The sequence below is a fragment of the Halomonas sp. BC1 genome (assembly GCF_002078135.1).
GTDB classification, from domain to species: Bacteria; Pseudomonadota; Gammaproteobacteria; order Pseudomonadales; family Halomonadaceae; genus Vreelandella; species Vreelandella stevensii.
Genome location: NZ_LFGS01000017.1, coordinates 188597 through 201011, shown reverse-complemented (window position 1 = coordinate 201011; position 12415 = coordinate 188597). Strand labels below are relative to the sequence as shown.

Below are 12415 nucleotides of genomic sequence, written 5' to 3'. Positions count from 1 at the left end.
CCTCCCGCTGCAGCGCTATGACGAAGGTCTCTTCCGACTGCATGGCAGCTTCATAGACCTCGCTCACCTCATCTGCTGAAATCAGGATGTGGCTCGCGACATCGTTGCAGTAACGCTCAATTTTGTGTTCGTGCGTCTGGGCGCTGATGCCAGTTTTCCCCAGCCACAGGTGTACCACTTCATGAAGCAGAGTGAAGCACCAGGCTGATTTCGAGTCGTTCTGATTGATTACTACAAAGGGTGCAATAGGATCAGAGAGAGCGAAGCCGCGAAAGGCCTCGGTATTGATTGAAGAATGATTACTGCCCAAGTCTCCAATGAGCAACACATAAATCCCTTTGATCTCGATTTTTTCTCGGAGATATTTGAATGCCTCGTGGGCACCTTTCCTTCTTCGATATGCGGCAATATCGATTTCAAAATAGTCCCTTATTGTACGGCAGGCACTATCTACGGCTGAAGTGACTTGCCCTTTACCCACAAAATCGACAATCACGTCCTCCTCTTTGTCAATAAGAGCATCTTTAACTAGTGATTGGCGAAGGTAGATGTCACGAACAAGAGCGCTTACGCTACCTTGATGCTCATCCCGCTTCGCCTCAGGAAGACGACGGAAGTCTTCGCCCAACGAGGCACTACGCGGCGGAGTAGGCAGAAAAAAAGTTATGAAAGGCCTATGGTAATGCTTAACCATTTTCATCAATTGGGGCTGAGTGGGTGAACGGTCACCCGCTTCATACGCTGCCAACATTTCTGAGCCGGTCACTCTCTTTCCGCCAAGGGCTAGTTTGCTAGCCGCCTCCTCGAGGCTTAGGCCAGCAGTTTCTCGAGCCCACTTGAGAATTTCTGGATTTGCTTTGGCCATGTCTAGTCCTAACCCCACCGGTATTTTGGGTGCCGGTACGTACATAGTGAATGAATCAGCTTAGCTCTTTAGAATAGAGGATATAAAGAGGAGGACAGCGTGTTTTCCCGCATAATTCGTTATTTTGGCAATTCGGACGCGTCAGCATCTAGTTGGAATTGCCATCATCCAGCATTAGCACTACGGTTGCCAAGGAACAGAGCGAGAAACCTGAATATTTTGGCGATCATGATTTAGTAACTGGCCGGTTGCTTGCTAGCTTATGCCCATGCAGTTTGGGTAGTAGGGCAATGGTTATTTCCTTCTTGTTAAATTAAGTATTTGTTTTTATTTGTTTTTATTTGTTTTTATTTTTTCTATCTATATTCAAATCCAGGATATTGAGTAGTACCTATGCTAGTCCAGCAAAATCTATATATTTAAATAGCAGGTGGTCACTACTTGGCCACCTGTCTCTTTAAGGAAGACTGAAGCTAGTACTGGCTATATTTGATGCCGAAGACATCGATTTCATGAACGCAATGACGCTGGCTCACTTCTCATCCTTATTTCTTTGATGATGACCGAAATGGCGATGCATGAGGAAATGCATGCCAAGACAGAGTGTCAGGGGAAGCAACAGCCAGGCCCCAGTGCCCAGTGACTGGCCGCGCCACATTAGAAAGAACATGGCCACGCCCATAATTACTAAGCAAGCAGTCATCATCCAGTGGTGAATGCGGTTCATTTGGCGTCTCCTTGTGGGTTGTTTGTGGCGAAGCCCCGCTTGAGCAGCAGCGAGTTGCCGATCACCGAGAGCGAGCTGGCGGTCATGGCGATCACGCCGATCATCGGGTGCAGCAGGCCCACGGCGGCGATGGGAATGGCGGCCACGTTGTAGGCACTGGCCCAGATCAGGTTCTGAACGATCTTGCCGAAGGTGGCGCGCGAGAGGTGCATGGCCTCCACCACCCCGGTCAGCTCGCCGCGCACCAGGGTCACGTCGGCGGCCTCGATGGCCACGTCCGCCCCGGCGCCGATGGCGATGCCCACGTTGGCCTGCTTCAGCGCCGCGGCGTCGTTGATGCCGTCTCCCACCATGGCCACGTGGTTGCCGTGCTTCGCCTGCAGGGCGCGAATGGCGTCGACCTTGCCCTCCGGCAGCACCCCGGCCTGAACCTCGTCGATGCCGACCTCCTCGGCCACGGCCCGGGCGGCACGCTCGTTGTCGCCGGTGATCATCACCACGTGCAGGCCCAGCGCATGCATGCCGCGGATGGCCTCGACCGACTCCTCCTTGAGGGTATCGGCCACGGCCACCAGGCCCAGGGCCTGGCCGTCGGCGGCGACGATCACCACGGTGCGTCCCTTGCCCTCGAGCTCTGCCATGGCGTCATCAAGAGCCTCGAGGCCTGTCACGCCTTCCTCTTCCAGCAGTCGACGATTGCCGATCAGCACGGTTTCATCGCCCACCTTGCCCGAGACGCCCCGCGCTCCGGTGGAGCGAAAATCGCTGACTTCACCGGGCGTCACATCGCGTTCCTTGGCACCATCCACGATGGCCCGGGCGATGGGGTGCTCCGAGGCGTTCTCCACGCTCGCGGCGAGGGTCAGCAGGCGCGACTCCTCGACGCCCTCGGCGGCCACCACCTCGGTCAGCGTCGGTTCGCCGCGGGTGATGGTGCCGGTCTTGTCCAGCACCATCACCTTGACGTCCTTGAAGGTCTGGATCGCCTCGCCGGAGCGGATCAGGATGCCGCGCTCGGCACCGATGCCGGAGCCCACCATCAGCGCCGTGGGCGTTGCCAGGCCCAGCGCGCAGGGGCAGGCGATGACCAGCACCGCCACGGCGGCCAGGATCGCCAGCACCGGGGTGGCGGCCTCGGGGTTGACCCAGGGCAGGAAGGTCGCGCCCCAGTCGAGGATCGGGCGCAGGGCGTCCGGAATGAGCAGCCACACCACCAGGCTGGCCAGGGCGATCAGGATCACCGCCGGCACGAAGCGGCCGGTCATGCGGTCGGCGAACTCCTGGATCGGCACCCGGGAGCCCTGGGCCTGGTCGATCAGGCGCACCACCTGGGCGAGGAAGGTGTCGCCGCCGACCCGGGTCGCCTTGACCCGCAGGCGCCCCTCCTTGTTGATGGTGGCGCCGATCACGCTGTCGCCGGGGCTCTTGTAGACCGGGATCGATTCGCCGGTGGCGATGGACTCGTCGAGGTGGCTCTCGCCCTCGACCACCTCGCCGTCGGTGGGGACCTTGTCGCCGGGGCGCACGATCATGATGTCGCCGGGCGCCAGCTCCTTGACCGGCACCTCGACCTCCTCACCGTTGCGCTCCACCCGGGCCGTCTTGGCGCCCAGGGTCAGCAGGCGGCGGATGGCCTGTGAGGCGCGCCCCTTGGCCAGGGCCTCCAGGTAACGCCCCAGCAGGTGGAAGGTCATGATGGTGGCGCCCATCTCGATGAACGAGGTCATGGGGGTAATGAAGCCGACCAGGCCGATCAGGTAGGGCGGCAGGCTGCCCATGGAGATCAGCACGTCCATGTTGAAGGTGCCGTTCTTCAGCGAGCGCCAGCTCGAGCGGTGCGTGGCGGCGCCGCCATAGAGAAAGATCACCGGGAAGGCCAGCAGGGCGACGATGGCCAGGTAGCCCGGGATCGGCTGCCAGAACATGTGCGGCATCATCAACAGCATGATCAGGGTGGCGGGTATGCCGGCGATGATCAGGCGCTTGCGCGCCTGGGCGAGGTAGGCCTCCTCGATCTCGGCGTCGCCGTCGCCCGCCTCCTGCTCCTCGGTCTGCACGGCGGCCACGTCATAGCCGGCCCCCTCGACGGCGCGCTTCAGCGCCTCACCATCGGGGCCACCGGCCTCGATGGTCACACTGACGCGGTGGCTGGCGATATTGGTCTGGATCTCGCCCACGCCATCGAGGCGTTCGAGCGTCTTGCGCACGATGCCGGCGCAGTGGTCCGAGCCCATGCCGGGCACCGTCAGGCGAATCTGCTGCTGGCCACCACCGCTGACGGCGGCCACGTCATAGCCGGCACCCTCAACGGCTCCCTTCAGGGTGTTGCCGTCGGGTCCGCCTTCCTCGACCGTCACGCTGACATGATGGTTGGCGATATTGGTCTGGATCTCGCTCACGCCATCGAGGCGCTCGAGGGTCTTGCGCACGATGCCGGCGCAGTGGTCGCTGCCCATGCCGGGTACCGTCAGGGTGATCGTTCTGGACCTGGTGTCACTCATCACGTGCCTCCTGCAGCTGTCGCCGAATGGACGGCCAGGGTTGGCCGTCCTTGATGTTGCGTACTCAGTGACTCCGCCGATCAGTGATGGGCATCGTGGTCCTCGGGATCCACGTCGGCGGGCGCCGCCTGCTGAAGCTGCTCGCGCTGCTCATCGGTCATGAGGTCGTGCATGGCGTTACGCATGCGCACCATCTCGGCCATCATCTCGCCGTGCAACTCGGCCATGCGGCCGTGGAGTTCCTGCACGGCCTCCGGATCCGGACGCTCGCCGTGCATCTCGGCCATCAGGTCGTCGCGCAGATTCATCAGGCGCCCCTTGCGCTCGAACTGGGCCGGGCGGTGATCCTGCATCAATTCGCGCATCTGGCTGCGCTGATCGGGGTCGAGCATCGACATCATGCCCATGCCCTCGCCCATCATCGGGCAGGGCATCATGCCGCCGCCCATCATGCCTCCCATCATGCCGGGGCCCATGCCGCCCTGGCCGCCGCCGCCCATCATGCCTCCCATCATGCCGGGGCCCATGCCGCCCTCCATCATGGAGCGTCCCTGGCCCGCTTGGTCACCCATCATTCCCTGGGCGAAAGCAATGCCGGTACCACTGGCTGCGAGGGCCAGGGTGAGTCCGAAGGCGAGAGTGTGCTTGCGAATATCCATGGTCGTTCTCCTTAGCGACAGGCCTATATCAGCGACAGGCCTATATCAGCGACAGGCCTATATCAAAGGCCGATGCCTGAAGTATTGAGGTTATGTGTAGCACCTAGGTCAATTCTCAATATGGCATTCAGGCATGCCTAAGGCATATCAGGGCGTGAAAGTAGGCAGTTTGTTGACCTGTATCAATTTTGGTAATTCGGCAACCTGCCTGCTGCACTTGGGTTGCGTGTGTCTGTGAAGCCATGAAATACTCTTAATATCCTCCACTCGATAGTGATTACTTCTTTGTCATGAATTGCTCCGCTTTTAAATGGCTGCTTTGTTTGCTGCTAAGCCTTGCCTTGGCGCAGCCATTGATGGTCATGGCGATGGATCATCATGAAGATGAACCTTGTCTGTTCACTGACATTGATCTAGCCAGTGGAGCGATCGAAGTTGTTGGGTCGGTCAGCATTGGCGACCACGATGCCTCCCATATGGCAGAGTGCTGTATGCCCTGTGCTCAGTGTGCGGTAAATCTCGCGTTGCTTATCGAAGACGCAACCTCCGCCACGTCGACCTTGCCTCGTTATCTGGTCAACTGGTCGCCAGCTCCGCGCGCGCTCTTTGATCGCCCTCCTCGCGTTTAAACCTTCATCGCTGAACGTTCAGCTCGCCTATGGCGGGCCAAGATGATGATTTTAATCACGAGGAATAGCCATGAAACGTCGCGAATTTCTTCGCTACACCACCCTGGGTGGTATTGCCCTATCTGGGTCTGGCCTATTGGTTCACGCTTTGGCCGGACGGCATACACAGGCGTCACCAACAGCTCTGCTAGATAACGCTAGCATCCCTGCAGGACAACCCCTTCAACCATTGCCTCGGATTGCAAACTTGAGTGATCAGGTTGGGCGCTTTCAAAGTGTGTTAACCCCCGCTGCCCATGCGCTGCCAGTGAGCGATGGGCTGGAGGCAAAGTTGTGGCTCTACAACGGTAAAGTGTTGCCATTGATTGAGGTGCGCGAGGGGGATGAGTTAGACATTACGCTGATAAATGAGCTTGAGCAGGAAACGACGCTGCACTGGCATGGGGTACCGGTGCCCCAGTCGCAAGATGGGGCACCCTGGGAAGCCGTATTACCAGGAGAGTCACGACATTATCGTTATGTTTTTCATAGGGGGAGTGCAGGGTTACACTGGTTTCACCCCCACCCACATGAAGGTACTGCGCGTCAGGTAGCTCATGGTTTAGCGGGTGCATTGTTGGTCAGGCCCCGATTAGGCGTGTTGCCCGCGGAGGTGGAAGAGCATTTGCTAGTGGTCAGCGACCTGCGCCTGAATATGAATGGCGAAGTGGCGCCCCATACCAGCGAAGATTGGATGAATGGACGCGAGGGGGAGCTTCTGTTGGTCAACGGCCAACGCGAGCCACGTCTTGATGTGGCGCCGGGCACTACTCTGCGGCTGCGGCTGGTCAACGCCTGTGCTGGCCGGTACTTGCGTTTACGCTTGGAAGATCACGAGTTGACCCTGATCGGTACCGATGGCGGGCTGATCGAGCGACCACAACCACTCGAAGAGTTGCTGCTCACCCCGGGTGAGCGGGTCGATCTGCTAGTACGCATCAGCGAGAAATCTGAAAGGAGTTTTGAGCTGGCGAGTCATCCCTATACACGAGGTTGGATGGGGGCTAAGCCGGCACATCTGGACGAGATTGCTCCGCTATTATCGATTCATACCCTAAACACTGGCGTATACCCCGCCGTCGCGTTACCTGACCCCTTGTCCCATATCGAACCCTTGGGTGAACCAGCGGTGAGACGTCAAGTGGAACTGACCGAGGTGATGCCAGACCATGACAATCACGGTGCGGTGAATGGCGATCCGCATGCCAGCCACAGCGGCAGTGACAGCCATCACGGAACCCATGGGCCGGGGCATGGGGCGAGTCACGCTAGCGACGATGATAGAGCGGTTCGACCCAAGGTGGATTTTCTGATCAACGGCCGCGCCTTTGCCATGAACGACGTCCTGTTTGAGGGGCAGGTTGGCGAGGTAGAGGAGTGGGAAGTCTTCAATAACTCCCATATGGATCACCCCTTCCATGTGCATGGCACCCACTTTCAGGTGATCGCTACCCGCGATGCTGACAGGGAATGGCGAGACGCGCCCTGGCTGGCCTGGAAGGACACCGTCAACCTGGCTCCTTATCAGCGTCTCAGGCTGCGCATGGTGTTCCTCAAGCCCGGCGATTGGCTGTTCCACTGCCACATCATCGAACACGAAGAGCTAGGCATGATGGCAACGATCCGTGTGAGTTGAGCTTGCCTTGCCTTGCCTTGCCTTGTTTTGCTTTGGCGTTGTGCGTTGGCTTTGCGTGGTGCTTGTCCACCTGACGACTGATAAGGACGTGATGTCATGACCTATTATCGCTGGCCACTCGCCGTGGCCTTCCTGCTTACCTTGCTTTCAGGTTGCTCCCGAGAACCGAGTAGTATCAGTCTTGAGCAACTGCGAGAGCAGACCCATATTCACGGCCTGGCCGTCGATCGAGCGGATAGCGAACGACTATGGTTGGCCACCCATCATGGCTTCTATGCCGTTGGTAGTGATGGAATGGCCCGCCGGGTCTCGGAGGAGACCCATGACTTCATGGGTTTTGCTCCTCACCCGGAAGAAGCCGAGACCTTCTTTGCCAGCGGCCACCCGGCCAGGGGAGGCAACCTCGGCGTGGTTAAGTCCCGGGATTCAGGCCGCAGCTGGTCACAATTAGCTATCGGCGTTGATGGCCCGGTGGACTTTCATCAGATGACCATCAGTGAGGCCAGTCCCGACGTGCTCTATGGGGCTAATGGTGGCCAGCTCCAAGTCAGCCAGGATGGTGGAGCCAATTGGCAGATTCGCGCCCAGGCGCCGGCCGGGCTGATTTCACTGGCTGCCTCGAGCCGTGATCCCGAACAACTCTATGCCGCCACCCAAACCGGGCTATTGATGAGTCCTGACGGAGGCGAACGATGGCGACAAGTATACCCTGAGCGTCGCCCTACGAGCCTGGTGGTGGCCAGCCAAGGAGAGCTTTACGCCTTCATGATAGGGGTAGGCTTGCTGAGAGTTGGGGAGGGCAGCCGGGATTGGGAGGTAGTCAAGCGTGGCTGGGAAGAGCGCTATCTGATGCATCTGGCGCTGGATCCGCACGACTCCCAGCGTTTGGTGGCGGTTGATGACCTCAATCAACTGCTGATCAGTAATAACGGTGGGCGCGATTGGTCGCACCTCTAATGAATTGGGAGATACCACATGTTGCAATATCCCCAGATTGATCCAGTGGCCATCAGCCTCGGCCCGTTCGCGATTCACTGGTATGGCCTGATGTATGTGGTGGGCTTCGGCGCCGCCTGGTGGCTTGGGCGCCTTAGAGCTAATCGGCTTAAGCTAACCCACGATGACATTAGCGACCTGATCTTTTACTCCGCGGTAGGCGTAGTGGTTGGTGGCCGGTTGGGCTATGTCCTGTTCTATGGAATAGAACAGTTTATGGCCAACCCCTTATGGCTGTTCAAAGTTTGGGAAGGCGGTATGAGCTTTCATGGTGGACTGCTCGGGGTGCTGGCGGCGACGCTATGGTTTGCGCGAAAGCATCGGCTCGGCTTCTTTGCCCTAACCGACTTCATCGCACCACTGGTGCCGATCGGTCTTGGTGCAGGGCGAATCGGCAATTTCATCAATCACGAACTGCCGGGGCGCGTCAGCAACCTGCCCTGGGCGATGCCGTTTCCCCACATGGGCCCAGAGCCACGACACCCCTCTGCGCTTTATGAATTCGCCCTGGAAGGGGTGGTGCTGTTCGTGCTGCTGTGGTGGCTTTCCGCTGAACCGAGGCGGCGAGGTCTGATCTCTGGTCTTTTTTTGCTGCTGTACGGCGTGTTTCGCTTCACAGTTGAATTCGTGAGGTTGCCGGATGAACACATCGGCTTCCTCGCGTTTGGCTGGGTCACCATGGGAATGCTGCTGACTGCCCCTATGATACTGGTCGGCATGGCGCTGATCACCTGGTCGCGCCAACAACCGGTGGATAATCATAGCCAACCCGGTTTATATCTGCGCCGCCGAGAGAGGAGGACACAATGATACTATCGCTTGGGCACTCCAACACCATTACTGCCATTATTATTAAAACGGGGCTAGGGGCGTTGCTTATCGCTACGCTGCTGAGCACTTCGCCTGTGCTTGCTGAAGACGTGGGGGAGTGGCCGCAGGGCCACTACAGGTTGCCTGAGTACGGTGACCTGATTGGTGAGGCCTATAAGGTAGTGGTAGACAACGAGGCGGATACGCTCCTCGATATCGCCCGTACCCATAACCTGGGCTACGAGGAAATCCGTCGGGCTAATCCGAACGTCAGTCTTTGGGTGCCGGGCGTCGGAACAGAAGTGCTCGTGCCAGCCCAGTATATCCTGCCCGATGCCGAGAGGACTGGCATTGTAATTAACATCGCCGAGTTACGTCTCTACTATTTTCCGGAGATAGGCGAAGGTGAGGTGCCGCGAGTCGAGACCTATCCGATCGGTATCGGTCGAGATGGCTATAACACCCCACTGGGAATTACCACCACTACCATGCGGCTTGAGGATCCTGCCTGGTATCCGCCACGTTCCATGCGTGAAGAAGCGGCGGCGCGAGGCGAACCGGCACCCTCAGTGGTGCCGCCGGGTCCCGATAACCCGCTCGGCAAGCATGCCATCCTGCTCGATATTCCTGGTTATCTAATTCACGGTACCAATGATCCGGACGGCATTGGCATGCGCGCCAGCCGTGGCTGCATACGCATGTTTCCGGAAGATGTTAAAGCAATATTCGGTGCTGTGCCTTTAGGCACTCAGGTTAATATCGTCGATCAGCCCGTCAAGATCGGCTGGGACGATGGCACTGCGTTCGTGCAGGTATATCAGTTTCTTGAAAATCAGAACCACGGCAGACAAGCACTGCTTGAGATGCAGCCGAAGCTCAATCAGTACATCTTGGATCAATCGGTAAATTATGCACAACTCCAAGAACTGCTGGAGAGATCCGACGGTCAAGTAGTGCCCATCGATACGCCAACTCAGGATGAGCTTCTAGAAGAACAAGCACAACCCTTGATATTGCTTTATGAGGTGGGTCTTTAACGCTTTCATAAGGGTGTTTGGGATGCTGAGAAAAGTCAGCCAAGCTTCCCAGGCACCCGAATAAAGTCGATATTAATCATATGTGAAATAGGGTTAGCCTTGCGATGAAGTGGTGTCTAGGTATGAAAAAATATGAACCATCACGTTATAGCTAAAAAAGTCAGTATGTCGACTAGGCGTCATAGAATTGGAAGACATTTCGTTGTTGTACTGATTGGTGCCATGACAGCTTATCTTTTTTGGTTGAGCCGAATGGAGTGGGACGCTGAGATGCGCACTTGGCGTGCTTTAGGCGATGCTGCTTTTATCCTGTTATTTGTCACCATGGTGATAGGCCCTGTGGTGAAAATATGGCCTAGGCAATTGAGCTTTCTTGTCAATTGGCGGCGAGCCTTCGGGATCTGGTTTGCGATCTTTGCCTCTGTGCATGCTTTTCTAGTGTGGGATGGCTGGGCACGGTGGTCGATTCGTGGATTTTTAGGCTATCAGGAGCTGCCTTTGGCGGGGCTTTCAGGCCCGGTTCTTGTGGATCCGGGGTTCGGGCTTGCGAATATGGTCGGGTTAGTCGCCCTCTTTTTTGGGCTCGTCCTGTTTGCCATATCATCCGACAAGGCCATGCGCTTCCTGGGAAGCTCAACATGGAAGCATCTTCAAAATTATGCCTATGTGGTTTTCTATCTAGTTGCTCTTCATGGAATCTACTTTCTCTTCCTACATTATGAGCTGAGTCTCAGGAATCTAGTTTTCCAGAGTGGGGTGTCTGGGCCCAATTGGTTTCGGTTCTGGTTTGTAGGGCTCGTGAGTATTGTCTTTACCGTTCAGGTTGCGGCAATGATAAAACTGATTTTACAGCGAAGAAAAGGTGGTTTAGGGGGAGCATGAGCGATGAAAGGGAAAAGCCGGGGGCAGTAACGCTGCCCTCCAGGCGACGTCGATTCTGGCGTCGTTTACTGCTCGTGGTGGGAGTTGCTCATCTGGTTGGGTTTGTGTCGTCACTGGATGCGATGATGTCGAGCCGTACCTCTCAGGGAGCTGTGGCCTGGATCGTTTCACTAAACACATTGCCCTATGTGGCGGTGCCAGCCTACTGGGTGTTCGGCCGCACGAAATTCCAGGGCTATGTCTCTGCACGACGCGACGAGAACTCGGTGTTGGGGCAGGCGCTTGCTGAAAAACTGGCCGAGCTGCGGGCTCATGGGGTTTCGGATGAACACGCTGACAAGCATCTGGTGGGTGTCGAACAGCTGGCCAAGCTGCCGTTTCTAGGTGGCAACCGGGTGGAACTGCTGATCGACGGTGAGCAGACCTTCGAGAGCTTGTTTGCCGGTATTGATGCTGCTGAGCGCTATCTGCTTGTGCAGTTTTATATCGTTCGGGCTGATGCAGTGGGATTGGCGCTGCAGGCACGGCTGATTGAGAAGGCTAGGCAGGGCGTGGAGGTCTTCTTTCTATACGATGAAATTGGAAGTTATGCGTTGCCGAGCCACTATCTCCAGACGCTGGAAGAGGCGGGTGTTCGAGTACATCGCTTTCATTCTACGCGGGGGACAGGTAATCGCTTCCAGCTCAACTTTCGCAACCATCGCAAGATAATGGTGGCCGATGGGGAAAGAGCTTGGGTCGGTGGATTCAATGTTGGCGATGAATACTTGGAAGGCCACCCACGAATTGGCCCGTGGCGTGATACCCACCTAATGATTGAGGGGCCTGCGGCCTTGGCGCTGCAGCTGGTGTTTCTTGAAGATTGGCACTGGGCGACTGAGGAAATCCCCGAGCTTCCCTGGTCACCGCTAATTCCAAGCGGCCATGGTACACCGGTGCTCATTCTTCCGAGTGGGCCCGCAGACCGATTTGAGACGGCTAGTCTGATGATTCAACAGGCAATTCACGCCGCGCAAGAGCGTATCTGGATATCCAGTCCCTACTTTGTGCCAGATGAGGGGGTGCTGGCGATGCTTAAACTAGCCTCGTTAAGCGGAGTAGAGGTGAAAATCCTGATTCCCGAACGTCCAGATAACCTTCTAACCTACTTTGCGGCCTATGCCTTTCTCGATTCGCTTCTCGAGGCGGGGGTCGAGGTCTATCGCTACGAGGGGGGCTTCTTACATGGCAAAGCCTTTTTGGTTGACGAAATCGGTGCGGCAGTGGGTACCGTTAACCTCGACAACCGCTCCTTTCGACTCAACTTCGAGGTGACGGCGATGGTGATGGACGCCGACTTTGCCGCCGAGGTTGATGCGATGTTCAAGGCGGATTTCGCGCGGGCTCGGCAGATGCAGCCAGAGGAGATCAGCGATAAGCCGCTTTGGCATCGGGTGGCGGCTCGAGCGGCCTATTTGTTTGCGCCGGTCTTATGAGTGTGCTTGATCACTCTATTGCCCGCTGGCCTGTGATTTTGCATTCAACTCGGCTTATTCATGAGTATGCTGATTGAGCGTCGCGAAGCCCCAGGTTGCTGGCACCGACTCCCAGCAGCCGTATTTGCGGTGTGAGTACCTGCCGATATATACCCAAAT

Annotated in this window: 10 protein-coding genes; 6 read left to right on the top strand and 4 right to left on the bottom strand. The window is 57.2% G+C overall.

Going from position 1 to position 12415, the window contains the following annotated elements; translation table 11 throughout:
* The 4 genes from B7L72_RS13980 to B7L72_RS13965 form a co-directional block, all read right to left on the bottom strand.
* Positions 1-865 (bottom strand): ImmA/IrrE family metallo-endopeptidase (locus tag B7L72_RS13980; RefSeq protein WP_176212892.1); only part of this gene is annotated, 865 nt, incomplete at its 3' end.
* Between the two features lie 532 nt (positions 866-1397).
* Positions 1398-1592 carry a DUF2933 domain-containing protein gene (locus B7L72_RS13975; RefSeq protein WP_016915536.1) on the bottom strand — a complete coding sequence of 65 codons (195 nt, stop codon included), beginning with the start codon at positions 1590-1592 and terminating at the stop codon, positions 1398-1400.
* Positions 1589-4093 (bottom strand): heavy metal translocating P-type ATPase, encoded by a 2505-nt coding sequence (locus B7L72_RS13970; protein ID WP_081195066.1) that lies wholly within the window; start codon positions 4091-4093, stop codon positions 1589-1591. Before B7L72_RS13970 ends, B7L72_RS13975 begins: the two co-directional genes overlap by 4 nt.
* A gap of 80 nt (positions 4094-4173) precedes the next feature.
* Positions 4174-4752 (bottom strand): Spy/CpxP family protein refolding chaperone, encoded by a 579-nt coding sequence (locus B7L72_RS13965; RefSeq protein ID WP_081195064.1) that lies wholly within the window; start codon positions 4750-4752, stop codon positions 4174-4176.
* 699 nt (positions 4753-5451) lie between these two features.
* On the opposite strand from B7L72_RS13965, the gene B7L72_RS13960 reads away from it, so the two are divergent.
* From B7L72_RS13960 to cls, 6 genes are all read left to right on the top strand, one after another.
* A complete protein-coding gene (locus B7L72_RS13960) occupies positions 5452-7056 on the top strand; it encodes a multicopper oxidase family protein (RefSeq protein WP_081195062.1) in 1605 nt (534 codons plus the stop codon).
* Between the two features lie 96 nt (positions 7057-7152).
* Positions 7153-8013, top strand: coding sequence for a F510_1955 family glycosylhydrolase (locus B7L72_RS13955; protein ID WP_039181150.1), 861 nt, complete (start codon positions 7153-7155; stop codon positions 8011-8013).
* Positions 8014-8031: 18 nt separating this feature from the next.
* Positions 8032-8862 carry a prolipoprotein diacylglyceryl transferase gene (gene lgt, locus B7L72_RS13950; RefSeq protein WP_081195060.1) on the top strand — a complete coding sequence of 277 codons (831 nt, stop codon included), beginning with the start codon at positions 8032-8034 and terminating at the stop codon, positions 8860-8862.
* A complete protein-coding gene (locus B7L72_RS13945; protein WP_081195058.1) occupies positions 8859-9899 on the top strand; it encodes a L,D-transpeptidase family protein in 1041 nt (346 codons plus the stop codon). The genes lgt and B7L72_RS13945 overlap by 4 nt, the downstream gene beginning before the upstream one ends.
* 132 nt (positions 9900-10031) lie before the next feature.
* The gene (locus tag B7L72_RS13940) at positions 10032-10781 is read left to right on the top strand and encodes a ferric reductase-like transmembrane domain-containing protein (RefSeq protein WP_081137392.1); all 750 of its coding nucleotides are present in this window, start codon (positions 10032-10034) and stop codon (positions 10779-10781) included.
* The gene (gene cls / locus B7L72_RS13935) at positions 10778-12256 is read left to right on the top strand and encodes a cardiolipin synthase (protein ID WP_050980320.1); all 1479 of its coding nucleotides are present in this window, start codon (positions 10778-10780) and stop codon (positions 12254-12256) included. Before B7L72_RS13940 ends, cls begins: the two co-directional genes overlap by 4 nt.
* Positions 12257-12415: the final 159 nt, after the last annotated feature.